This is a genomic window from Croceibacterium segetis (assembly GCF_011320115.1).
GTDB lineage: Bacteria > Pseudomonadota > Alphaproteobacteria > Sphingomonadales > Sphingomonadaceae > Croceibacterium_B > Croceibacterium_B segetis.
This window is the reverse complement of sequence record NZ_JAANOZ010000003.1, coordinates 144,795-168,212: the sequence shown is the minus strand read 5'-3', so window position 1 is coordinate 168,212 and position 23,418 is coordinate 144,795. Positions and strand designations below refer to the sequence as shown.

Sequence of the window (23,418 nt, the reverse complement as noted above, 5' to 3'; positions counted from 1 at the left end):
TTTCCAGCCCGGGATGGACGCATAGCTCAGTTGGTAGAGCAGCTGACTCTTAATCAGCGGGTCCTAGGTTCGAGCCCTAGTGCGTCCACCACCCTCCCCCGAAAGATTGACGGTTTCGCATCGGCTGCCGGCGCGGTAAGCGGCGAGGCACGTCCAGTCCAAGGGGAAGACCGTTGAGCATCTTGAAGGGCCGCGTGGCGGTGGTGACCGGAGCCAGCTCCGGTATCGGCGAGGCCTGCGCGATTGCATTCGTCGAGAAGGGCGCGAAGGTCGCGCTCGCGGCGCGGCGTGCGGAGCGGCTGTCGGCGCTGGTCGGGCGGCTCGAAAGCCTGGGCGGCGAAGCGCTGGCGGTGACCACCGACGTGACCAGCGAATCCGACGTCGACAACCTCTTTGCGCGGGCCGTCGAGCGCTTCGGCACCGTCGACGTGCTGATCAACAACGCCGGCATCGCCGACAGCACGCCGGTCGACGAGATGCCGCTCGAGCTGTGGCACCAGGTGATCGAGACCAACCTCACCAGCGCCTTCCTGTGCAGCCGCGCGGCGTTCCGGGTGATGAAGGGCAAGGGCCGCGGGCGGATACTCAACATCGGCTCGATCTCGGCGCGGGTGCCGCGGCAGAACAGCCCGGCCTACGCAGCGAGCAAATGGGGCCTCGACGGCTTGACCCGGTCGCTGGCGATCGACGGGCGCGAGTTCAACATCGCGGCGTCCATCTTCCATCCCGGCATCGTCGCCACCGAGATCGCGCCGGGCGCGGTCAAGCTGCCGGACGACCTGACCGCCGATCCGAAGGACATCGCCGATGTGATCATCCACATGTGCGACATCCCCGATCACCTCAATTTCTACGAAGGCATGGTCGTGCAGAACAAGATCCCGTTCCTCGGGCGCGGCTGATGGCCGCAAAGTCGCTTGGCGACCTTGGCTGCTACAACATCGCCGACTTGCGCGAGCGGGCGCGGCGACGCCTGCCCCTCGGAATCTGGGAATACGCCGAGCGGGGGGTCGAGGACGAATGCGGCATGGCGCGCAATCGTGCGGCCTTCGAGACGATAACCTTTCGCCCGCGGGTCTTGCGCGGTGTCGACAAGATCGACCCGTCTACCGAGATATTCGACCAAAAGGTCCCTTTTCCGCTCGCCATCGCCCCGACCGGTGCCGCCGGCTTGATGTGGCACAAGGGCGATCTCGCCCTGGCCCGCGCCGCGGCCGGGGCCGGCGTGCCGTTCATCATCTCGAGCGCGAGCACGATGGACCTGGAGCGGATTGCCGAGGCCGGCGGGAGGCAGTGGTTCCAGCTCTACCTGTGGGAAGACCGCTCGCTTTCCTACGCGGTGATTGACCGCGCCTGGGTGCACGGCTGCGAAGCGCTGTTCGTCACGCTCGATCTGCCGGTACCGCCGAACCGCGAGTACATCTACCGCAGCGGTTTCGGCACGCCGTTCAAACTGAACGCGCGCAACACGCTCGACGTCCTGACCCATCCGCGCTGGCTTGCCGGCGTGATGGGCCGCTACCTGCTCGAAGGCGGTATTCCGACCCAAGCCAACCTGCCCGACCGGCTGCGCGCCAAAGTCACCAAGGGTGCGCCGCCGGGAGCGCTGTTCAAGCAGGACGATCTCGGCTGGGACGGGATCAAGGAGTTGCGCGACCGCTGGCCAGGCAAGTTCGTGCTCAAGGGCGTGCTGCATCCCGAGGACGCCAGGCAGGCGCTGGCGCTCGGCGCTGACGGAATTGTGGTGTCGAATCACGGCGCGCGGGCGCTCGATTGCTCGATCGCGCCAATAGAAGCCTTGCCGGAAATCGTCGACGCCGTGGGAGGCCGGCTGACCTTGTTCCTCGACAGCGGCGTACGCCGGGGCAGCGATGTGGTGAAGGCGGTCGCGCTCGGAGCGGATGCCGTGCTTGCGGGTCGTGCGCCGCTTTACGGCCTCGCCGCGTTCGGAGAACCGGGGGTGGCGCGGGCGATCGCGCTACTGCGCTCCGAAACAATACGCACGATGGCGATGCTCGGCGCGCGAAACATTAGCGAAGTGCGAGCGGCTGCGGTTGAATCGCTTGTTCGATAGACAATAAAAAACGGCGGGAAAGCCCCGCCGTTTTCGTTTTCCTGATCGACCGAAGACTACGGGCTGACCGGGTTGTTGTTGTCGTCGGTAGCGATGATCGCCACCACGCCGGCAACGATAAGCAGCCCGAGCAGAATGCCGAACGTGCCAATACCAGCCAGATCTTCAGACTCGGAGACGGGCGAAGCATCGCGCGCTTCCGCGGCGACCGCAGCCGTCGAACCAAGAACCAACCCGGCAGCTACCAAGCTGGAAAGCGTCTTACGAATAACCATTTGATGCCCTTCCTATAATCTCGACCCCGGGATACCACCATGGTCTGTCCAGTCAACCGTCCGCGGCGCAATTTTGTCTCAACTCATCACAACGAGCGGTCGATTGCCAATTCCCCGGCAGGGGTTCAGTTCCCTTCATTGGAAAGAAACCCTACCGCGGCGCCTATTGCAGGGCAATTATGAACGTTTCCTTATGCCATGATACGCCCCGGCCGGTTGCTCGGCCGGCCGCATGCCTGAAATGGCTGGCGATTCTCGCGCTCGCCGCCGCCGCGCCGGCGCTTGCGACCGACGACTCGCTTGCTCCTTTGCGCTCGCAGGACGAACGGCTGCTGAAGATCGCCGAGCCAATTCTGGCCCGCAACGTGGCCCTCTGCGACCGAACGATGCCAGGCCTGGGCGTCGCCTTGCAGAGCGCCGACCAATATTCGGCGCAAGCCCGTCCACCGTTCGCGGCGCCGGTGGCCTTTGCGGCCGTTCTGCCGGGCTCCGCCGCCGCGCAAGCCGGGATCGAGCGTGACGACGGGCTGCTCTCGGTCGACGGACAGGCGATTGCCAAGCAGCCCGACCTGCTCGCTTCACCCTTGCGCGATTCCGCATTTGCACTGCTGTCCGCGCATTCGCCGGGCAAGCCGCTCGTGCTCGGCATCGCGCACGCCGGGCAAGCGCGCGAAGTGACGATCCCGGCGCAGCAGGAATGCCTCGCGCTGGTCGAGATTCTCGCCGATCAGGGCAACGACGCGCGTTCCGACGGCCGGGTGATCCAGATCGGCTTCGGCCTGGCGAGCCGCGCGAGCGACGAGCAAATCGCCACGATTTTCGCCCACGAACTGGCGCATTCGATCCTCCACCATCGCGATCGCCTCTCGGCGGCAGACGTCAACAAGGGGCTGCTTGGCGAATTCGGGCGTAACCGCCGGCTCAACCTTCAGGCGGAGAAGGAAGCCGACCGCCTCAGCGTCCATCTGCTCGCCAACTCCGGCTACGACCCTCGCGCCGCTGCGGCGTTCTGGCGCTCCAAGCTCGGCAAGCAGTTGAGCGGCGGTGTTTTCCACGACCGCATGCACCTTTCGGCAAAGGCTCGCGCGACGATGCTCGACAGCGAGGTTTCGAAGCTGGCATCCGGCTCGGCGAGCTATCCCGACGACCTGATGGCCCTGCGCAACCAGCCCATGCGCTGAGGTGTCAGCGCGGGGCGCGTTCGGGCGCGGCGCTGATGTCGATGTAATGGCGGTCGTAATAAGTCAGCGGCGCGGCGTTCTCGCGGTGGCGGGCGTCGATCAACTCGCCGATGAAGATCGTGTGCGTGCCGAATTCGTGGCGGTGAGCGGTGCGGCAGATGAAATACGACTGCGCGCTGGCGAGCACAGGAACGCCGTGCTCCTCCCGCCAATCGCCGATCCCGAAGCGATCCTCGCCTCGCGCTTTCTCGAAGACCTCGGCGATCTCGCGATTGCCGAGGCCGAGCACGTTCACGCAAAAGGTGTCGGCGCAAGCGAGCGGTTCGTGCAACGAAGCGGCCCGGTTGATGCAGACGAGCAACGAGGGCGGCTCGAAACTGAGCGAACTCACCGCGGTGGCCAGGATTCCGTGGCGCTCGCCCACGTGCCCGGTGGTGACGGCATAGACCGTCGCCGCCACATGGCGCATCGCCGCACGGAAGGCGTCGAGAATGGCAGTGTTATCGGCCGCGGCGCTCACGCCTTCTCCATGCTTTGGCGCGCGCCGGGGCGCAAGCGCTAAGGGTAAATGTGATCTGAGCTTCCCGAATCACATTTTATTGTGATAACGGACGCGGCATGAACACACAAACGATCGACCGAGTCCGCAATCTCGTCGCCGAGGGGCGCATGTCGCGCGCCGGCCTTGCCCGTGCGGCCGGGCTGCACGCCAACACCTTGCGAGAGTGCACCGAACCGGGCTGGAATCCGACCGCCGAGACCCTGGCGAAGATCGACCGTTTCCTCGAGGAGAACGACGCCACGCCGGTGCTCGTGCCGATCGAGGAAATCATCGACGAGGCGCGCAACGGGCGAATGTTCATCCTCGTCGATGACGAGGACCGGGAGAACGAAGGCGACCTGATCATCCCGGCGCAGATGGCCACGCCGGACGCGATCAATTTCATGGCTACCCACGGGCGCGGCCTGATCTGCCTGGCGCTGACCCCGCAGCGGATCGAAACGCTCGGGCTGCCGCCGATGAGCCGCAGCAACGGCACCCGCCACCAGACGGCCTTTACGATCTCAATCGAAGCTCGCGAGGGCGTCACCACCGGCATCAGCGCCGCCGACCGCGCACGCACCGTTTCGGTGGCGATCGACGCGAGCAAGACTGCCGAGGACATCGTCACGCCGGGCCACGTGTTCCCGCTCGCGGCCCGCGAAGGCGGCGTGCTCGTGCGCGCCGGGCACACAGAGGCGGCGGTCGACATCTCGCGCCTCGCCGGCCTCAATCCCTCGGGCGTGATTTGCGAGGTCATGAACGACGACGGCTCGATGGCCCGCCTCGAGGACCTGATGCGCTTCGGGCGCAAGCATGGCCTCAAGATCGGCACGATCCGCGACCTGATCGCCTACCGCCGCCGCCACGACCACCTCGTCGAGAAGCGCGCCGAAGACCGCTTCCACAGCCGCTGGGGCGGCGACTGGACGGCGATGAGTTTCTACAACAAGGCCACCAAGGGCGAGACCATGGCGCTCGTCAAAGGCCATATCGATCCGAGCAAGCCTACGCTGGTGCGCATGCACGCGCTGTCGACCTTCGACGACATTTTCGCGCAAGACACCGAACGCTACGGCATGCTCGAAGGGGCGATGCGGATTATCGGCGAGGAAGGTTCGGGCGTCGTCGTGCTGATCAGCCGCCCCTCGCCGGATTACGCCACCCGGGCCATCGAAGGGCTCGATCGCAAGCAGGCGCCTGCCGACGACGATCAACTGCCGCCCGAGCAGCGCGACTACGGCGTCGGCGCGCAGATCCTCGCCGAACTGGGCGTCCATGACATGATCCTGCTGACCAACACCAAGCACTCGCTGGTCGGCCTCGAAGGCTACGACCTCTCGATCGTCGGCGAGCGGCCGATCGCGTGAAGGTCAACCGCGGCCTCGACGATGAGACCGGCGAGCCGAGGTATGCGCGGACGGAATTTGAGCGCAGGTGGCTGGTTGACCCGGCGGCGCGCCCGGCGCTCGACGGTCAGTGGATGACGATCATCGACGATCGCTACATCGACGGTACGCGAATGCGGCTGCGGCGGATGACTCGGCCGGACCTCGGCGAGGTCAAGTGGAAGCTGACGAAGAAGTACGAGTGTAGCGATCCGTCGGCACGACCGATCGTCACCAGTTACCTCACCGAGGCCGAATACGATGTGCTTGCAGCTCTTCCCGCCCGCGAGCTGACGAAGCGGCGTTATCACTTGCCGCTTGGCGGCCGTTACTGGAGCCTCGATCTCTTCGAGGGACCGCTCCTCGGACTCGAGATGATCGAATGCGAAGCTGACGACGAAGCCGCGCTCGCGGCGCTCGTGCCGCCCGATTGGGCCTTGCACGAGGTGACCCACTTGCCGCAGTGGCAATGCGGTGCACTCGCCAGCGCAAGTGCCATTCCGGAGGATTGATGGCCAAGTTCCTGATCGTCGAAGCGCGTTTTTACGGGCACCTCAACGACATGCTGATCGCCGGAGCGCAAGGTGCGTTCGAGGCGGCGGGGCATTCGGTCGAGGTGATCACCGTGCCCGGCGCGCTCGAGGTGCCCGGAGCGATCGCGCTGGCCGCCGAGAGCGGGCGCTACGACGGCTTCGTCGGGGTGGGCGTGGTGATCCGCGGCGAGACTTACCATTTCGAGATCGTCGCCGGCGAAAGCGCGCGCGGGATCATGGCGCTGACAATGGACGGCATCGCCGTCGGCAACGGCATCCTGACCGTGGAGAACGAAGCTCAGGCGGTGCTGCGCGCCGATCCGAAGCAAGCCAACAAGGGCGCCGGCGCGGCCGAGGCGGCCATGGCGCTGCTCGCCCTGCAGGAGAGATTCGCATGACCGAGCATCCTTCGATCGCCGGAATCCCGCTGGTCCTCGGCGGCAACGTGTTCGGCTTCACCGCCGACGAGGACGCTAGCTTCGCGATCCTCGACCGCTTCTACGAACACGGCGGGCGGATGGTCGACACTGCGCAAGGTTATTCTGTGTGGGTCCCCGGCCATGTCGGCGGCGAGAGCGAAGCGGTGATCGGCAAGTGGCTCGCCAGCCGCGGCGTGCGTTCGGAGATGCGCATCGCGACCAAGACCGGGATGTTCGGCAAGCCCGGAGACCTCGCGCCGCACAAGGTTGCAGAAGAGCTGCACAAGAGCCTCGAGCGCCTGCAGACCGACTATGTGGACTTGTACTACGCCCACCGCGACGATGGTGAGACTGACCTCGAACAGGTGGCGGCTGGGTTCGACGCCCTGGTCCGGCAGGGGCTGGTGCGCGAAGTCGGGGCATCCAATTTCGACGCCAAGCGCCTGGCCGCGGCTCATGCGGCCGCACATTCCAATGGGACGGTGCCCTACACGATCCTGCAAAACGAGTACAACCTGGTCGAGCGCGACAGCTACGGCCCCGATCTCCAGGAACTATGCCTCGAATTGGGTATCGCCATGCTGCCGTGGTTCGGACTCGCCGCGGGCTTCCTCACGGGCAAATATCGAACGCGCGAGGACCTGGCGAAGTTCAACCGCGGTTCCAGCATCGAACGGTTCTTCGACAAGGGCCTGAAAGTGCTTCCGGCGCTCGATGCGGTTGCCGCCGAAACCGGCGCCAGCCCGGGCGCGGTCGCCCTCGCCTGGCTAATGCGCCAGCCCGGCATCGCCGCGCCGATTGCCAGCGCCAGCAGGCCCGAGCAACTCGACATCCAGTTCGAGGCGCTGGAGTTGAAGCTGGGCGACGATCAGCTCGACCGGCTTACGTCGGCGGGAGCATGAGCGACCACCAAGAGGTTCACCCCTTTATCATATATTAGAGGTTTCTACCTAACCTCGGCCCCGTGGAGCGCGGGGGTGGTTATGGACCAGACATTGCCGGCTGCCGTGATGACGGTCGTCGCTTCCCCGGCAAAGGCCCGGGACACGCGGCGGATCTCTCAAACCGTCGCCTTGCTCGCAATCGTCGTTTTCGTGGTGTCGGCAAGCCAGCTGCTACCGGCACTCGTAGCGCAATCCGGCGCATCGAACCCGGTCCCGCGCGACCTCGTCACCGCTTTTCTACTCAATATCGCGCTGATCCTCTTCGCCTGGCGACGTACGGCGGAACTGCGGCAGGTTTCCAGCCAACGTGACGCGGCCGAGCACCGCGCCCATCAACTGGCCTACTTCGATGAAGTGACCGGTATCCACAATCGTCGCTGGCTGAACGACCTGATCGCTCGCTTGTCGTCGAGCGAACCGGCTCCGAGCGCCCTGATCCTGATCGACCTGGACCGGTTCAAGAAAATCAATGACTTGTTCGGCCATGCTGCCGGCGACGAGTTGCTGGCCATCGCCGCGGCCCGCATTCAGGAGGCCTGTCCGGCCGATGCAAGCTGCGTTCGCCTTGGCGGTGACGAGTTTGCCGTCCTGCTCACCGGCGCCTCGGCCGACAAGCGGGCCTCTGCCCGCACGGCGGGCCGGCTGATCGAAGAGCTCAACAAGCCGGTTTACGTAGCGAATACCCTCACCGCGATCGGCGTTTCGATCGGCATCGCGTGCGCTGGCAACGGCGGGGAGGAGGCTTCCTCGCTTCTTAGGCGCGCCGACGTGGCGATGTATGAGGCCAAGCGCCTCGGGCGCAACCGCTGGGCCTTCTTCGATGCGCACATGGCCAGTGAGCTCAAGCGCGTGGTCAAGTTGGAAGCGGAAATCCGCGAGGGGATCGCCAGCGGGCAGTTCGTGCCGTTCTTCCAGCCGATCATCGATCTGGCGACCGGCGAGGTTACCGCCTTCGAAGTCCTTGCCCGCTGGATGCACCCGACGAGGGGTGTTCTCGAACCGGCTGAATTCATCGAGATGGCTGAGCGGAAGGGGATGATCTCCGATCTTTCGTTTGGCGTCATGCAGGCAGCGCTGACCAGCGCCCGGTCCTGGCCGGGCCGCCTGAAGATCGCGGTCAACGTGTCTCCAGTGCAATTCAGTGATCCGCTGATCGCACAACGCATCATGAAGATCCTGGCGCTCACCGGCTTTCCTCCGGCGCGGCTCGAGCTGGAGATCATGGAGCGCAGCCTGCTCGAGGACCTCGGCATGGCGCTGTCCACCATCACCAGCCTGAAGAACGCCGGGATCAGCGTGTGCGTGGACGATTTCGGCACTGGCTATGCGTCGCTCACCCATCTCCACTCACTGCCCTTCGACCGGATCAAGATCGACCGCGAATTCATCGCGTCGATGGTCGACGGGCAAAAGTGCGATGCTCTCGTCGAAGCGCTGGCGACGCTTGGAAAGGGTTTGAAGCTTCCCATCACCGCCGAGGGGGTGGAAGCGGACTCGCTGCGCTCGAAACTGATCGAGCTCGGTTGCTCGGATGCCCAGGGCTGGTTGTTCGGCGCAGAACTGTCGGCCAAGGAAGTCGTCCTCGGCTTCGGAAGCCGGTGGTCCGATCTTACCGTCCTGCCAACGGCCCCGGATGATACCGCCGCCAGGCCTACGCTGACATCGACCGGGACGTGACGGCAATTCGCGCGGCGCTCTAACGCGAATTTAACCGGGCTGCCCCACTCTCGCGGGGCATGCGCATCGAAGGTCGCCTCGAGACACGCCCGCAGGGCGACCGCCGCACCGCCCCGCGGCGCGAATTGCACTTGCGCCTCACGTCGATCGCCGGCCAGCGCGCGGTGTCCAACGTCATGGTTCTCGATCTGTCGCAAACGGGCGTTCTGCTGCAGACTTCCACACGCCTGGCAGCGGGCGAGACGCTGCAGATCAATTTGCCGCACGCCGGGTTCCAGGCCGCCGAGGTGGTCTGGACCAGCGGCGAGTTTGTCGGCTGTCATTTCGAGCAACCGATCAGCAGCGCGGCGGTCAGCGCCGCTCGGTTGCGCAGCGGGCCTTCCGCGGCGATGCGATCGGTCAGCCGGGCTGCCATCGGCAGCGGCGCGCCCGCGGACGACAGTTTCGGGGCCAGGCTTCGGCGGTTACGCTCGCAGTACAATCTTTCCCAATCCGCCTTGGCCAAGCTGCTCAACGTGAGCAAGTTGAGCGTCTGGAAATGGGAGCGCGATGACGCCCACCCGCGCCGGGCGACGGTGACGGCGCTGGCCAACCTGTTCGCCGTCTCCGAATCGGAGTTGCTGACCGGAACGCCGGCTCAACCGGCCGCGAGCGCCGAGACCGGCTCCGGCGCACCGGAAGGGCTCGCCGAGCTCGTCGAGGAATGCAAGGCGAGGATCGCCGCGCACCTCGGCACCACGACCGACAAGGTGGATATCTCGGTCAGCCTGTGAGGCGGCATTTCATGTCGCGAATTCGACCAGCCCCCACGCGACCGTAAGCACCAGCACGGTCTCGCTGGCGAGCAACGCCAGCGCGGCATTGCGCCCGCCCGACCAGCGCGCGTTGGCGATGGCTATGCCGATCTTGAAGGCCATGTTGACCGCGGCCGTGCCGGCGAGGGCCACGGCGGCCAGTCGCGGCGCGATGGCGTCGTTCGGCAGGCTTGCCAGGGTGACGATCGCCGTGTCGACGTCGAAGCTGCCGGCGAGGAACAGCGACCAGGCCCCCGCCGTCTCGCCGATGTCCGCTTGCGCCCAGCGGACCAGGAGCGCGGCACCCGCCACCGCCACGAGAAAACCCAGCGCGGGGAGCAAGTGGAAGGGCTTGCCGGGCACCGGCGACTTCACCCCTGCCGCGCGCGAATCGAAACGCCAGGCGACACCGGCGGCGAGCCACGCGACCAGCGTGGCGGGCGCGAGAAGGATCGCCAGCGGCACTGCGGCGGAAGGTGCCAGAACCGCGGTCAGCAACGCCACACGCAGGTACATGACCGCGCTGGCGAGAGCGATGCCGGTGGTCAGCGGTCCCGGTTCACCGTCACGCAGCTTGGCGGCCAGCGCCGCAGTCACCGCCGTCGACGAATAGGCTCCGCCGATCAGCGCCGTAGCGATGGTGCCCTTTTTCTCCCCGACCAGGCGATTGGCGATATAGCCGACGATCGAGAAGCCGGTGACGAAAACGACCACCAGCCACAGCTGGAAGGGATTCCAGGCTTCGTAGGGTCCCATCCGCCGGTCGGGCAAGAAGGGTAGCACCGCCCCCGAAATGACGGCGAAGCGGGCGAGCGACTGAACTTCCTGTGCGGTCAGTGCGCCGACCAGCCTGTGGGTCTCCTTGCGCGTTGCCAGCACCAGCGTCGCCAAGGCGGCTCCGGCCACGGCCAGCGCCGGTTGGCCAGCCCCGGCGAGCAATCCGAGCAGGAACGCGCCGAGTGCGGCGATCATGGTGGTCGCATCGCGCTGCGCCGGGTCGGCCGGTCGGCGCAGGAACGCAACCAGCAGCCCCGTCGTGACTCCTGCCGCCACGACGGCCGCGACCAGCGGCGAGAGCGACCGAGCGATCACCGCCACCAGCCCGCCAGCGCCCCCGATCAGCGTGAACGTGCGCACCCCGGCAACGCGGGTGCCGTCGGCCTCCCCCCGCTGGCGCCAGCCGCGTTCGATACCGATCAGCAGGCCCGCCGCGACGGCGGCGAGCAGCGGCAGCGTGAACGAGGTGGCGAGAAGCAGGTCGCGAGTCTGTTGCACGAGCCCCCTTCCCCTTTGCTGGCCGAGCCGAGCGCGCGGAATAGCATCCTCGCGCCGGGGCGGAACCTGCGAATGTTCCGGGGTCAGCCGGCGGCGATCACCAGAGCTTCACGCGCTTCTCGGGCGCGAGGTAGAGCTTGTCGCCGGGCTTCACGTCGAACGCCTTGTACCAGGCGTCGATGTTGCGGACCGTGAGAGCGCGAGTCGTGTCCGGCGCGTGGGCATTGCCGACGATCTGCTTGCGCAGAGCTCCATCGCGGGTCTTGCCGGCGTGCGCCTGGCCGTAGGCGACGAAGAAGCGCTGGTCTCCGGTCAGGCCGTCCTTGACGGGCAGGTCCTTGCCGCCGAGCGAGGCCCGATAGGCGTCGTAGGCCGCCGCGAGCCCCGCCACGTCGGCGCCGTTCTCGCCCAGCGTCAGTTCGCCGTTTACGTGCAGGCCGGGAAGCGGCTCGTAGCCGTTGTACTGCTCGACCAGCGCCTGGCTCTGGCCCTTGAAGTGGGCCAGGTCGGCAGGCTTCCACCAATTGCGCAGCTTGCCGGTCTGGTCGACCGCCGCGCCGCTCGAATCGAAGCTGTGGCTTATCTCGTGGCCGATGATCGATCCGATGGCCCCGTAATTGAACGCGGCGTCGGCGTTAGGATCGTAGAACGGCGGCTGGAAGATCGCCGCCGGGAAGTTGAGCGCGTTCTGCACCGGCAGGTTGACCGCGTTGACCGTCTGCGGGTTCATCCACCACTCGGCCGGGTCCTGCGGCTTGCCGAGCTTGGATAGCGCCCGCGTGGTCTTGAAGCGGATCGCCGCCATGCGATTCGCATAGGCGTTGTCGGGCCCGATCGTCAGGCTTCCGAGATCCGGCCATGTGTCGGGATAGCCGACCGACACGTGCATCGAGTCGAGCTTGGCCTTCGCCTGCTGCTTGGTCGCCGGATCCATCCAATCGAGCGCTTCGATCCGGTTGGCGAACGCCGTCTTGATGTTGGCCGCCATCGTCTCGATCCGCGCCTTGTCGGCGGCGGGGAAGTACTTGTCGACATACGCCTTGCCGAACGCGACGCCGATGTCCTCGTTGATGTTGTCGAGCGCGCGCTTGTCGCGAGGGCGTTGCTGCGGGGTCCCGGAAAGTTCGGTACCGTAGAACGCGAAATGCAGGTCATCGAGCTTGCTCGGCAGCACGTCGGTCTGCGCGTTGATGCGGTGAAAGGCGAGCCAGTCCTTCCACGCGTCGAGCGGCTCGGAAGCCACGAGCTTCGCCAGCCCGGCGATAGACGCGGGGCTGTAGACGTCGAACACCTGCTGCGAGGGCATGCGCGCCGCGGTGAAATAGGCGTCCCAGTCCATGCCCGGCGCCTTGGTGGCGAAATCGCTGCGCTGCCACAGCGTGCCGCCCTTGGTGAAGTCCGCCGTGTCCGCCTTGGTCGCATGTGCTTGCGCGATCTTGGTCTCCAGCGCGTAGATGCGCTCGGCGCGCGCCTGGGCGTCGTCGATCCCGGCGGCGGTGAGCAGGTTGGCGATATAGGTCTTGTAGTCCTTGCGCGCCGAGACGAGCTTGGGATCGTTGCCGAAATAATAGTCCCTGTCCGGCAGGCCGAGGCCGCCCTGGAAGATATAGGGCACCACTTCGTCGGTGGTCAGGGCCTTGGTGACAAACAGGCCGAACAGGTTCTCGGTCGACATGTCGTTGTTGTCGTTGAACAAGTCGAGATCGCTCTCGGTCTGGTCGCCGAGGACCTTGACGAGGTCCGCCTTGTTGCCGATCGCGGCATAGCGGTCGAGGTCGGGCTTGACCGGGGCGAGGCCCGCGGCGTCGATCGCCTGCTGGTTCGTGTAGGCCTGATAGTAGTTCTTGATCAGCGCGTCGTTGCTGCCGGCCGCGGGGTCCGATTTCAGGATGTCGGCGAGAAGTTGCCCCTGCCGTTTCTCCGTTTCCAAGCGGGCGAGATAGAACGAGCCGATGCTCGAACGATCGGCCGGAATCTCATTGGTCTTGACCCAGTTTCCATCGGCGTATTCGAACCAGTCGTCACCCGGCTTGACCGAGGTGTCCATCCACCCGGTCTGAATTCCGGCTTCGGTTCCCTCCTTCGGCGCGGCGATTTCGGTCCCGGCCTGCTTGCAGGCGACCGGACCGAAGGTGACGGTGGCAACGCCGAGCAGGAGGGCGGCAATCAGGCGGGAATTCATCGGCAAATCTCCAGTCCGAGGGCGCGGGCTGCCGCGCATGGTTGCAAACGCAACCGCATAGGCGCGCGCCAGGCATCTTGCAAAGAACGCCGGTCGAGCCAATTCGGCGCCCGGTCGACGATAGCTGAGGCCTTCTAACCCGCGCTTCCCGCCGGCCTGGCGAGCGAGGGCACGAGGAACCAGCCATGACCCATGATCGGGTACAGCCCGACCGCCCCGCCGGGGTTGCGCAGGTAGTCGAAAAGCTCGTCGAAATCGCCGCGCTGGTCCCCGGCGATGGCGACGACGCACACATCCTTGCTGGCGTCCTCGCGCAGAAGTTGCTTGCGGTCCCTGGCGTTGCGGAGGAGGAGCAGTTGGTCCTGTCCTTGTGGGTCGAGGCCCGAGGCGCGCAAGGCTTGCGCGACCTCGGCGGCGCGCCCGGCGGGTAGTCGGGTGATCCACAGGACCACGATCCCCTCCTGACGCAGCTGAGCCAGGCCTTCGGCGACCCGTGCCGGCGCAGGCACCAGCCCCCCCGGGTCAAAGGTTTGCGACCCCTCGTCAAGGTCGATCACCACAGCTGCCACAGGTGCGGCGCATTTGAGGCGAACTGGCGAGTCAATCGTGGGAGGCTGCTTGAGAAGCGCGGATTCGATGGTCTTGGCGTCCTTCGGCGACCGCCGCGCTTGCGCATAGGTGAAGAAGGGTTGCCAACCGTCGTCGGACACCGTCGCGGAGGCGTTGCTGGGCGGCGGCAATTCGGTCAGCTGGGTCGGCATCGGCTTAGCCGATAGAATCGCATCCTCCGCCTTGGCTCCAGCAGTGGCGGCCGGCGCGATCGCCGGAGGGGCCACCTGCGTCGCCGCGCGCACGCGGTGCTCGTCGGTGGCCATCAGCGTACCGCCCGCCAGCAGCGGCAACGCCACCGCGCCGAGGCAGCCGCTCAGCAGCGGAACGAGCGCGAGGGCGAGCCAGATGCGAAATTGGCCGGACGCCCGGGGCAACCCCTTACCTCCCGAAGCAACCCTTGCCGGCGTAGACCGCGCTGTCACCGAGCTCTTCCTCGATGCGGATCAGCTGGTTGTACTTCGCAAGCCGGTCGGAGCGGGCCAGCGAGCCGGTCTTGATCTGCCCGCAATTGGTGGCGACGGCGAGGTCGGCGATGGTCGCATCCTCGGTCTCGCCCGAGCGGTGCGACATCACCGCGGTGTAGCCCGCGCGGTGGGCCATGCTGACCGCCTCGAGCGTCTCCGTCAGCGTGCCGATCTGGTTGACCTTGACCAACAGCGAATTGGCGAGGCCCTTGTCGATGCCCATCGCCAGGCGCTTCGGGTTGGTCACGAACAAGTCGTCGCCGACGAGTTGGACTCGCGCGCCGAGCTTGTCGGTGACGGCCTTCCACCCTTCGAAATCGTCCTCGCTCATCCCGTCCTCGATCGAACGGATCGGATAGGCGTCGGCGAGATCGGCAAGGTAATCGCTCATCTGCTGCGGTGAGAGCGACAGGCCCTCGCCCGAGATCTCGTACTTGCCGCTCTTGAAGAACTCGGTCGCGGCGCAGTCGAGCGCCAGCGCGATGTCCTCGCCGGGCTTGAAACCGGCCTGCTCGATCGAGGCCATGATGAAATCGAGCGCCGCGCGGGTGCTGGCGAGGTCGGGCGCAAAACCGCCTTCGTCGCCGACCGCGGTCGCCAGGCCCTTTTCGTGCAGGCCCTTCTTGAGCGTGTGGAACACTTCCGAGCCCCAGCGCACCGCTTCCGCAAGCGTCGGCGCGCCGACCGGCATGATCATGAATTCCTGGAAGTCGATCGGGTTGTCGGCGTGCTCGCCGCCGTTGATGATGTTCATCATCGGCACCGGCAGCACGTGCGCAGAGACCCCGCCGATATAGGAATAGAGCGGCAGGCCCCGTGCGTCGGCCGCAGCCTTGGCGACCGCCAGACTCACGCCGAGTATCGCGTTGGCGCCGAAGTTGCCCTTGTTATCGCTGCCGTCGAGCGCGATCATGGCGCGGTCGATCTCGCGCTGGTCCTCGGCATCGACGCCGAGCAGGGTATCGGTAAGCGGACCGTTGACCGCGTCGACCGCCTTGAGCACGCCCTTACCCAGATAGCGCGACTTGTCGCCATCGCGCAGCTCGACCGCCTCGTGCGCACCGGTCGAGGCGCCCGAAGGGACCGCCGCGCGGCCGAAGCTGCCATCTTCGAGCAGGACGTCGACCTCGACCGTGGGATTGCCCCGGCTGTCGAGGATCTCGCGGCCGTGAATGTCGATGATCGCGGTCATTCGTTGGCCTCCCGGGCAGTGTTGTAATCGACTATGACACTTCCCATGTCACGGTGACGGGCGGCGCCTAAACCGCGGAACATCGCGGTGCAAGTCGCGTTCGGATTGACAACGGCCGGCCGGGCATTCCTATTGCTCCGGGGAGACAGGCCAGAGCCGAGTTAGAACGAAAGGGCTTTCAAATGGCAAACACCGGCAGCACAACTCCGAAGACCCGCAAGCCTGCGGCCGCCAGGAAGACGGCCGCGGCCAAGAAGCCGGCCACGCCCCGCAAGCCGGCCGCGCCGAAGAGCAACACCGCCGAAGCCAAATCGCGCTTCAACGCCGCGCTCGAGGAAGCCCGCGCCGGCGCAGCCGCGCTTGGCGCCGAAGCCAAGGAGCGGGCCGGCTCCTATCGCAGCCAGGCACTCACCCGCAGCGACGATTACGCGGGGCAGGCCAAAGCCAAGGCCGGCGAGCTGGCGCGCGACGGCAAGGAAAAGGCCAGCGACGCGCTGGCGAGCCTCGGCCGGATGGTCGCCGAAAATGCCGCCACGCTCGATGACAAGTTCGGCACGCGCTACGGCGATTACGCGCGCACCGCCGCGCGCAGCCTGCAGGAAACCGCCGCCACGCTCGACAGCAAGAGCGTCGAGGAACTCGGCGATGACGCCCGGGAAATGGTCCGCAAGAGCCCCGGCACCGCCGTGGGTATCGCTGCGCTGGCGGGGTTCTTCTTTGCGCGGCTGTTCCGCAGGCGGTAAGACGCTCTCCTTGCCACAGGCGTAGGAGGGACGACGCCCGGTGTCCGAAGTCGAAGAAACCACGCCCGCCGGCTCGTCCGACGATGGCCGTGCTGTCGATGAGGCCGCCGAGAACCGTTCGCTGATCGACGATGTCGAAGTCCTGATCGAGGACGGCAAGACCTATCTCGAAGCCGAGCTCAATTTCCAGAAGACTCGCGCCCAGTTCGTCGGCGACAGGGCCAAGGGCGTCGCGCTTTACGGCCTGCTCGGATTGATGTTCGCGTGGATGGCGCTGATCGGGCTGACCATCGGCCTGATCTTCGCGCTTACGCCCTCGATCGGCGGGTGGGGCGCGACGGGAGTGGTGGTGGCGATCTGGCTGGTCGTCGCGGGTGTCGCATTCCGCGCCGCTGCGGGACGCTGGCGCGCGCTCCTGGCGTCGTTCGAGCCTGGGGGCGAGCCATGAGCGATCTCGAAGCGCGCCTCGTCGAAGATCGCCAGCTGCGCGACGCCGCCCTCGAGGTGTTCAGCACCGACTTGCGCTTCATCCGCCAGGATTTGCGCGCGCGCAGCGTGGGCAAGCGGATCACCGACCGCATCGGCGACAGCGCGATGGATATCGTCGACGAGGCGGTCGACTACGCCGAAGCCAATCGCGGGAGAATCGCCGCGGCGGCGGCCGCAATCGTGCTGTGGTTCGCCCGTGCGCCGTTGTTGAACGGACTGTCGCGAATCTTCGGGCTGGACGAGGACGACGAGGAACAAGACGGGGACGACGCCCGTTCCGACAGCGATTGAGCTTTTCCCGGAGAACGACAATGCCCGATGCCAAGCGCCAGAATATCAAGCGGAAAGTGACCGCCGCCAAAAGCCGCAACAAAGCTCGCGCCGAGCCGGCCTCGTTCGCCGATCGCGCGGGTGAGAAAGCCATCGAGGCGAAGGACAAGTTCACCGCATTCGCGAAGAAGCATCCGATCGCGACCGTCGCCGGCGGCCTGGCGGTGGGCGTGCTTGTCAGTGGCTTGTTCCGGGGTTCCCCGACCCGCAAGGCCGGCAAGAAGCTCGGCAAGCGTGCGGCAGGCCTTGCCGCCCTCGCCGCCGAACTGGCGATCGCCTATGGCCAGAGCGCCATGGAGAAGGCCGGCGACGCCCGCGAAGCCGGCGCCGAAAAGCTCGGCAGTTGGACCGAGGACGCGGCGGATTGCGTCACGAGCGCCCGTGCCGTGGCACGCGACACCGGCAAATCGATAACCCAGGCGCTGCGCGACCGGCTAAACTGACCCGAACGGCTCTTGCGGGCTTCGGGCGATCCCTTAAAGGCTCGCCCGAACCCTCATGGCTGCGAAAGGCTTACGGCGAATGGCGAAACAGCTTCTGCACCTGGTGATGGGCGGCCGGGTGGTGGACCCGCAAGGTGTCGAATTTCAGAATCTTGACGAGATCGAACTGGTCGGCGTGTACCCGAACTACGCGGCAGCCGAGGAAGCGTGGCGCGGCAAGGCCCAGCTGACGGTCGACGACGCCGAGATGAAATACGTCATCGTCCACCTGCACCGGCTGCTCGAGCCCGAGCTGCCGGGGAAATAGCGTTCAGATAAACTCGATCTTGTCGACCAGGTAGCAGCGGTCACCGGCAGGCACCGTAACCTCGACCTCGTCGCCGACCGACTTGCCGATCAACGCACGACCCATCGGCGAATCGTAGGAAATCCGCCCGACCCGAACATCCGCTTCCGGCTGGCCGACGATCTGGTAGCGCTGCGGCTTGTCGTCGTCGTCGCGCACGGTGACGGTGGCCCCGAACACGATCCGGTCGCCCGACAGCGAGGCCGGATCGATGATCTGCGCGCGGCTGACCTTGTCTTCCAGGTCGGCGATCTGCGCCTCGACCTGGCCCTGGCGCTCCTTGGCGGCGTGGTACTCGGCGTTCTCCGAGAGATCGCCGTGCGCGCGCGCTTCCTCGATCGCATCCACGATCTTTGGGCGCTCGGCCCGCAGGATCTTCAGTTCGGCAGTCAGCTTCTCATAGCCTTCCGCCAGCATCGGCACCTTTTCCATAACCGGTCCCTGTGTTCACTGTTGCCCGTCAAAACCGCCCTCCCCGCTCATGTCTGGCGGCGGTAGGGGCGGAATGTCGGGGAATTTGGTTCAGCTATAATAGTCTTGCAGCGACCGCACTTCAAGTTCGCTCACCTTAACCGACGTTATGGCGAGCGCCGCTGCCGCCGAAGCCGTCGCGGTGGTATAGTACGGCACCTTGGCGCCGAGTGCCGAGGCGCGGATCGACTGGCTGTCCTTGTGGCTCTGCCAGCCCTCGGTGGTGTTGAAGATCAGCGCCACCTCGCCGTCGACGATCTTGTCGACGATGTGCGGCCGGCCTTCGGCGACCTTGTTGACCCGTTCGACCGGCAGGCCGGCCTCGGCGAGAAAGGTTTGCGTGCCGCCGGTGGCGATGACCCTGAAGCCCTGGGCGATCAGCTGGCGCACCGGTTCGAGGATCTGTGGCTTGTCGCTGTCCTTGACCGACACGAACAGCACGCCCTTCTCGGGCAAGACGGTTCCCTCGCCCAGCTGCGACTTGATATAGGCAGTGGGAAAATCGCGATCGATTCCCATGACTTCACCGGTAGACTTCATCTCAGGTGTGAGAACCGGGTCGGCTCCGGGGAAGCGGCTGAAGGGGAATACCGCTTCCTTCACCGTCATGTAATCGATCCGCCAGTCGACCGCGGGCAAGTCGGCAAGCTTTTCGCCGGCCATCACGCGAGCGGCGATCTTGGCGATGGGCACCCCGATCGCCTTGGCGACGAACGGCACCGTGCGGCTCGCCCGCGGGTTGACCTCGATGAGGTAGACTTCCCCGTCCTTGACCGCAAACTGGACGTTCATCAGTCCGCGCACGCCGAGCGCCATTGCCAGCTGGGTGGCCTGGCGCTCCATTTCGGCGACGATGGCGTCGGGCAGGCTGTAGGGCGGCAGCGTCGCGGCGCTGTCGCCCGAGTGGACGCCCGCTTCCTCGATGTGCTGCATCACCCCGGCGATGACCACCTGCTCGCCGTCGCACAGCGCGTCGACGTCGCATTCGATGGCGTCCCGCAGGTACTGGTCGACCAGCACCGGGCTGTCGCCCGAGACGTTGACCGCCGTGGCGATGTAATCGTCGAGCTGGGCTTCGGAATCGACGATCTCCATCGCCCGCCCGCCGAGCACGTAGCTCGGGCGCAGCAGTACCGGATAGCCGATCCGCGCGGCCGCCGCGGCGGCTTCGTCGCGGCTCTTGGCAATGCCGTTGAGCGGTTGTTTCAGCTTGAGCTTATTGACCAGCTTGGCGAAGCGCTCGCGGTCCTCCGCGAGGTCGATCGCGTCGGGCGAGGTGCCGAGAATCGGTATGCCAGCGTCCTCGAGCGCCTGGGCCAGCTTGAGCGGGGTCTGCCCACCGAACTGGACGATCACGCCGACGAGTTCGCCGCGCGAATGCTCGACCCGGAGGATCTCGAGCACGTCCTCGGCGGTCAGCGGCTCGAAATAGAGGCGGTCGGAGGTATCGTAGTCGGTGCTGACGGTCTCAGGGTTGCAGTTGACCATGATCGTCTCGTAGCCGGCCTCGCTGAGCGCGAAGCAGGCGTGGACGCAGCAGTAGTCGAATTCGATCCCCTGCCCGATCCGGTTGGGTCCGCCGCCGAGGATGACGATCTTCTTGCGGTCGCTCGGCCAGGCCTCGTTCTCGGCCTCGCCGAAGCTCGGCGCCTCGTAAGTCGAGTACATGTACGGGGTGATCGCCTCGAACTCGGCGGCGCAGCTGTCGATCCGCTTGAACACCGGCAGCACGCCGAGCTTCTGGCGCAGCGCGCGGACCTCGTCCTCGCTGGTCGCGCCGGCCATGGCGCGCAAGGTATCGTGGAGCAGCCCGGCGCGCTTGGCCTGGGTCTCGGCCAAGCCGCCGGCGACGCCGACCGAGCGCACGGCCAGCGTGGCGAGGCGCTTGTCGGAAAAGCCCATCGCTTTCAGGCGCCGCAGTCCGTCGGCATCGTTCGGCAGCCCGTTCTGGCCGATCATCGCCTCTTCGTAGACGATCTCCTCGATGTGCCGCAGGAACCATGGGTCGAAGTGGGTGATCGCGTTCACTTCCTCGACCGTGAAGCCTTCGCGGAAGGCCTGGGCGATGTTGAGGATGCGGTCGGGGGTCTGCTTGGAGAGCTCGGCGGTGATCTCGTCGCGCGTCGCGCCTTCGAGCGCCACCATGCGGTTGAACCCGTCGAGCCCGGTCTCGAGCCCGCGGAGCGCCTTCTGCAGGCTCTCCTTGAAGTTGCGGCCGATCGCCATGACCTCGCCGACCGACTTCATCGCCGTCGACAGCTCGACCTTGGTGCCCTTGAACTTCTCGAACGCGAAGCGCGGGATCTTGGTGACGACGTAGTCGATCGTCGGCTCGAACGCCGCCGGGGTCGCGCCGGTGATCTCGTTGGTGATCTCGTCGAGCGTGTAGCCGACGGCGAGCTTGGCGGCGACGCGGGCGATCGGGAACCCGGTCGCCTTCGAGGCCAGCGCCGACGAGCGCGACACGCGCGGGTTCATCTCGATGACGATCAACCGCCCGTCCTTCGGGTTGACCGCGAACTGGACGTTGGAGCCGCCGGTCTCGACCCCGATCTCGCGCAGCACCGCGATGCTGGCGCTGCGCATGATCTGGTATTCCTTGTCGGTCAGCGTCAGCGCCGGGGCGACGGTGATCGAATCGCCGGTATGCACGCCCATCGGATCGACGTTCTCGATCGAGCAGATGATGATGGCGTTGTCGTGCTTGTCGCGCACGACCTCCATCTCGAATTCCTTCCACCCGAGCAGGCTCTCCTCGATCAGCACCTCGGTGGTCGGGCTGGCGTCGAGCCCGGTGCGCACGATCGCCTCGAACTCCTGCCTGTTGTAGGCAATCCCGCCGCCGGTGCCGCCAAGCGTGAAGCTCGGCCGGATGATTGCCGGCAGTCCCGTGTGCTGGAGCACCGCGAGCGCCTCGTCGACGCTGTGGGCGACGCCGCTGCGGGCGCTTTCGAGGCCGATCTTGTCCATCGCCTCGCGGAAGCGCTGGCGGTCCTCCGCCTTGTCGATCGCGTCGGCATCGGCGCCGATCATCTGCACGCCGTACTTCTCGAGCGTGCCGTCGTTGAACAGCGCCAGCGCGCAGTTGAGCGCGGTCTGCCCGCCCATCGTCGGCAGCAGTGCATCGGGGCGCTCTTTCTCGATGATCTTGGCGACGATCTCGGGCGTGATCGGCTCGACATAGGTCGCGTCGGCGAACTCCGGATCGGTCATGATCGTCGCCGGGTTGGAGTTGACCAGGACGACCCGGTACCCCTCCTCCTTCAGCGCCTTGATCGCCTGCGTGCCCGAATAATCGAACTCGCACGCCTGGCCGATGATGATCGGCCCGGCGCCGATGACGAGGATCGAGGAGATGTCAGTGCGTTTGGGCATTATTCGCCTTTGAAATCCTAGCAGCGGTGATTGCCTCAACAGCCGCCGCCTTTACCGAAAGCCAGCTCGGTGACTCGATGTCGAATTCGCTTTCGCCTTTCTGCTCGTCAAAGACAGACAGGCGCCTCACGAACGAGTCCAACGCAAGCTTCAATTCATCGTCGATCTGGCTTTCAGGTAGTTCTGGTAGAAGCCCGAGCGCATCGAGGTCATCGAAGATTTGTTCAATCAGCTCGTCGTAGCCGGTAACCGACGTCCAGAATTGCCCAGACTTCTGATTGAAAGCCGAAGAAAGTCGCTCATCGTCGGCGACTAGCTCGCAATATGCGAGCATCTGAGGCACCCAAACGTCTTGGACGTCAATCACCCCAACATCCCCACGAACTTCTCGAACAGGTAAAAACTGTCCTGCGGCCCCGGGCTCGCCTCGGGGTGGTATTGCACGCCGAACGCCTTCTTGCCCTTGATCGCGATGCCGCAATTGGAGCCGTCGAACAGGCTGACGTGGGTCTCCTCGATCCCCTCCGGCAGGGTCGCGTTGTCGACCGCGAAGCCGTGGTTCATGCTGGTGATCTCGACCACGCCGTCCGCCAGGCGCTTGACGGGGTGGTTGGCGCCGCGGTGGCCCTGGTGCATCTTGCTGGTCTGCGCCCCCGCGGCGAGGCCGAGCATCTGGTGGCCGAGGCAGATGCCGAAGATCGGCACGTCCTTGTCCATCAGCGCCTTGATCGTCGGCACCGCGTATTCGCCGGTCGCCGCCGGGTCGCCGGGGCCGTTCGACAGGAACACGCCGTCTGGCTTGAGCTTGAGGATCTCGTCGAGCGATGTCTTCGCCGGCACCACCGTCACCCGCGCCCCGGCCTTCACCAGATTGCGGAAGATGTTGTCCTTGCTGCCGTAGTCGATGGCGACGACGTGCGGCTTGGCATCGCGCGGGGCGCGGCCGTAGCCCTGCCCGAGCTTCCACGGTCCGCCTTCCCAGCCATGGTGCTTCTCGCGGGAGACGCGCTGGGCGAGGTCCATGCCCTCGAGCCCCGGCCATTCCTTCGCCCGCTTGAGCAGCGCGGGAATGTCGAACCCGCCCTTGGGATCGTGCGCGATCACCGCATTAGGTGCGCCCTGCAAGCGGATGCGGCGGGTGAGCGCGCGAGTGTCGATGCCGGCGACGCCGATCTTGAGATGGCCTTTGAGCCAGTCCTCGAAGCTGCGATCGGAGCGGAAGTTCGATGGTTTGGTGACATCCTCGCGAACGATGCAGCCGACCGCGCCTTCGACTTCCGACTCGATATCCTCGACGTTGGTGCCGACATTGCCGATGTGCGGGAAGGTGAAGGTGACGATCTGCCCGGCGTAGCTCGGGTCGGTCATCACTTCCTGGTACCCGGTCATCGCGGTGTTGAAGCATACCTCGCCCACCGCGCTGCCGACGTGGCCGAATCCCCTGCCCCAGACCACCGTTCCATCCGCGAAAACGATGACTCCTGTCGCGCCCTTGGGTGGCGCGTGCGAGGAGGCGGGGTCGGCCATGATTAGGGGCGCTCCGATAACTGGTTTCCGGCGATGCGTGCTAAGTCGTGGCCGCTAACCGCCGGCCGGCCATGCGTCAACCTGTCCAAGGCCGATTTTGCCCGCTATTTGGACGCTGACGCTCCGCATTCAAACAGAAAGAT

Annotated in this window: 24 protein-coding genes and 1 tRNA gene; 15 read left to right on the top strand and 10 right to left on the bottom strand. The window is 65.9% G+C overall.

Annotated features, from left to right (window positions below; all coding sequences use genetic code 11):
* Window positions 1-15: 15 nt before the first annotated feature.
* From G7B69_RS04485 to G7B69_RS04475, 3 genes are all read left to right on the top strand, one after another.
* Window positions 16-91: transfer RNA gene (locus tag G7B69_RS04485), tRNA-Lys, on the top strand.
* A gap of 82 nt (window positions 92-173) precedes the next feature.
* Entirely contained in the window at window positions 174-902 is a 729-nt protein-coding gene (locus G7B69_RS04480) for an SDR family oxidoreductase (protein ID WP_166176535.1), read from the top strand.
* A complete protein-coding gene (locus G7B69_RS04475; protein WP_166176533.1) occupies window positions 902-2,074 on the top strand; it encodes an alpha-hydroxy acid oxidase in 1,173 nt (390 codons plus the stop codon). Before G7B69_RS04480 ends, G7B69_RS04475 begins: the two co-directional genes overlap by 1 nt.
* Window positions 2,075-2,130: 56 nt before the next feature.
* Here G7B69_RS04475 and G7B69_RS04470 read toward each other — a convergent pair whose 3' ends face one another.
* A complete protein-coding gene (locus tag G7B69_RS04470) occupies window positions 2,131-2,349 on the bottom strand; it encodes a hypothetical protein (protein ID WP_166176531.1) in 219 nt (72 codons plus the stop codon).
* A 179-nt stretch (window positions 2,350-2,528) separates the two neighbouring features.
* On the opposite strand from G7B69_RS04470, the gene G7B69_RS04465 reads away from it, so the two are divergent.
* Window positions 2,529-3,530, top strand: coding sequence for a M48 family metallopeptidase (locus tag G7B69_RS04465; protein ID WP_166176529.1), 1,002 nt, complete (start codon window positions 2,529-2,531; stop codon window positions 3,528-3,530).
* A 4-nt stretch (window positions 3,531-3,534) separates the two neighbouring features.
* On the opposite strand, the gene G7B69_RS04460 is transcribed toward G7B69_RS04465, so the two are convergent.
* Window positions 3,535-4,050 (bottom strand): flavin reductase family protein, encoded by a 516-nt coding sequence (locus G7B69_RS04460; RefSeq protein ID WP_166176527.1) that lies wholly within the window; start codon window positions 4,048-4,050, stop codon window positions 3,535-3,537.
* A 98-nt stretch (window positions 4,051-4,148) separates the two neighbouring features.
* Here G7B69_RS04460 and ribB point away from each other — a divergent pair, with 98 nt between their 5' ends.
* The 6 genes from ribB to G7B69_RS04430 all read left to right on the top strand — a co-directional run bounded on the left by ribB (window position 4,149) and on the right by G7B69_RS04430 (window position 9,805).
* Entirely contained in the window at window positions 4,149-5,441 is a 1,293-nt protein-coding gene (gene ribB, locus G7B69_RS04455; protein WP_166176525.1) for a 3,4-dihydroxy-2-butanone-4-phosphate synthase, read from the top strand.
* Complete coding sequence (locus G7B69_RS04450; RefSeq protein WP_166176523.1) at window positions 5,438-5,971, top strand: CYTH domain-containing protein; 534 nt, start codon at window positions 5,438-5,440, stop codon at window positions 5,969-5,971. Before ribB ends, G7B69_RS04450 begins: the two co-directional genes overlap by 4 nt.
* Entirely contained in the window at window positions 5,971-6,390 is a 420-nt protein-coding gene (gene ribH, locus G7B69_RS04445; RefSeq protein ID WP_166176521.1) for a 6,7-dimethyl-8-ribityllumazine synthase, read from the top strand. The genes G7B69_RS04450 and ribH overlap by 1 nt, the downstream gene beginning before the upstream one ends.
* The gene (locus tag G7B69_RS04440; RefSeq protein WP_166176519.1) at window positions 6,387-7,313 is read left to right on the top strand and encodes an aldo/keto reductase; all 927 of its coding nucleotides are present in this window, start codon (window positions 6,387-6,389) and stop codon (window positions 7,311-7,313) included. Before ribH ends, G7B69_RS04440 begins: the two co-directional genes overlap by 4 nt.
* Before the next feature lie 108 nt (window positions 7,314-7,421).
* Window positions 7,422-9,032, top strand: a complete 1,611-nt coding sequence (locus tag G7B69_RS04435; protein ID WP_166176517.1) for a putative bifunctional diguanylate cyclase/phosphodiesterase — start codon at window positions 7,422-7,424, stop codon at window positions 9,030-9,032.
* 59 nt (window positions 9,033-9,091) lie between these two features.
* On the top strand, window positions 9,092-9,805 hold the full coding sequence (locus tag G7B69_RS04430; RefSeq protein ID WP_166176515.1) for a helix-turn-helix domain-containing protein: 714 nt from the start codon (window positions 9,092-9,094) through the stop codon (window positions 9,803-9,805).
* A 9-nt stretch (window positions 9,806-9,814) separates the two neighbouring features.
* Here G7B69_RS04430 and G7B69_RS04425 read toward each other — a convergent pair whose 3' ends face one another.
* The 4 genes from G7B69_RS04425 to eno all read right to left on the bottom strand — a co-directional run bounded on the left by G7B69_RS04425 (window position 9,815) and on the right by eno (window position 15,551).
* Window positions 9,815-11,101: an MgtC/SapB family protein gene (locus tag G7B69_RS04425; protein WP_166176513.1), complete on the bottom strand. Its 1,287-nt coding sequence runs from the start codon at window positions 11,099-11,101 to the stop codon at window positions 9,815-9,817.
* A 97-nt stretch (window positions 11,102-11,198) separates the two neighbouring features.
* Window positions 11,199-13,283: a M13 family metallopeptidase gene (locus G7B69_RS04420; RefSeq protein ID WP_166176511.1), complete on the bottom strand. Its 2,085-nt coding sequence runs from the start codon at window positions 13,281-13,283 to the stop codon at window positions 11,199-11,201.
* A gap of 134 nt (window positions 13,284-13,417) precedes the next feature.
* Window positions 13,418-14,269 carry a hypothetical protein gene (locus tag G7B69_RS04415; protein WP_166176509.1) on the bottom strand — a complete coding sequence of 284 codons (852 nt, stop codon included), beginning with the start codon at window positions 14,267-14,269 and terminating at the stop codon, window positions 13,418-13,420.
* Between the two features lie 4 nt (window positions 14,270-14,273).
* Window positions 14,274-15,551: a phosphopyruvate hydratase gene (eno, locus tag G7B69_RS04410; protein ID WP_166176507.1), complete on the bottom strand. Its 1,278-nt coding sequence runs from the start codon at window positions 15,549-15,551 to the stop codon at window positions 14,274-14,276.
* Between the two features lie 182 nt (window positions 15,552-15,733).
* Here eno and G7B69_RS04405 point away from each other — a divergent pair, with 182 nt between their 5' ends.
* The 5 genes from G7B69_RS04405 to G7B69_RS04385 all read left to right on the top strand — a co-directional run bounded on the left by G7B69_RS04405 (window position 15,734) and on the right by G7B69_RS04385 (window position 17,863).
* Window positions 15,734-16,294, top strand: coding sequence for a hypothetical protein (locus G7B69_RS04405; RefSeq protein WP_207785949.1), 561 nt, complete (start codon window positions 15,734-15,736; stop codon window positions 16,292-16,294).
* A 40-nt stretch (window positions 16,295-16,334) separates the two neighbouring features.
* Complete coding sequence (locus G7B69_RS04400) at window positions 16,335-16,742, top strand: phage holin family protein (protein ID WP_166176505.1); 408 nt, start codon at window positions 16,335-16,337, stop codon at window positions 16,740-16,742.
* Window positions 16,739-17,074 (top strand): hypothetical protein, encoded by a 336-nt coding sequence (locus G7B69_RS04395; protein WP_166176503.1) that lies wholly within the window; start codon window positions 16,739-16,741, stop codon window positions 17,072-17,074. Before G7B69_RS04400 ends, G7B69_RS04395 begins: the two co-directional genes overlap by 4 nt.
* Window positions 17,075-17,094: 20 nt before the next feature.
* On the top strand, window positions 17,095-17,556 hold the full coding sequence (locus G7B69_RS04390; RefSeq protein WP_166176228.1) for a hypothetical protein: 462 nt from the start codon (window positions 17,095-17,097) through the stop codon (window positions 17,554-17,556).
* Window positions 17,557-17,635: 79 nt separating this feature from the next.
* The gene (locus G7B69_RS04385; protein ID WP_166176501.1) at window positions 17,636-17,863 is read left to right on the top strand and encodes a DUF4170 domain-containing protein; all 228 of its coding nucleotides are present in this window, start codon (window positions 17,636-17,638) and stop codon (window positions 17,861-17,863) included.
* A 3-nt stretch (window positions 17,864-17,866) separates the two neighbouring features.
* On the opposite strand, the gene greA is transcribed toward G7B69_RS04385, so the two are convergent.
* The 4 genes from greA to carA form a co-directional block, all read right to left on the bottom strand.
* Window positions 17,867-18,334, bottom strand: coding sequence for a transcription elongation factor GreA (gene greA, locus G7B69_RS04380; RefSeq protein WP_166176499.1), 468 nt, complete (start codon window positions 18,332-18,334; stop codon window positions 17,867-17,869).
* Window positions 18,335-18,424: 90 nt separating this feature from the next.
* Window positions 18,425-21,748: a carbamoyl-phosphate synthase large subunit gene (gene carB / locus G7B69_RS04375; protein ID WP_166176497.1), complete on the bottom strand. Its 3,324-nt coding sequence runs from the start codon at window positions 21,746-21,748 to the stop codon at window positions 18,425-18,427.
* A complete protein-coding gene (locus G7B69_RS04370) occupies window positions 21,732-22,091 on the bottom strand; it encodes a hypothetical protein (protein ID WP_166176495.1) in 360 nt (119 codons plus the stop codon). Before G7B69_RS04370 ends, carB begins: the two co-directional genes overlap by 17 nt.
* A gap of 20 nt (window positions 22,092-22,111) precedes the next feature.
* Window positions 22,112-23,275 (bottom strand): glutamine-hydrolyzing carbamoyl-phosphate synthase small subunit, encoded by a 1,164-nt coding sequence (carA, locus tag G7B69_RS04365; RefSeq protein WP_166176493.1) that lies wholly within the window; start codon window positions 23,273-23,275, stop codon window positions 22,112-22,114.
* Between the last annotated feature and the right edge of the window lie 143 nt (window positions 23,276-23,418).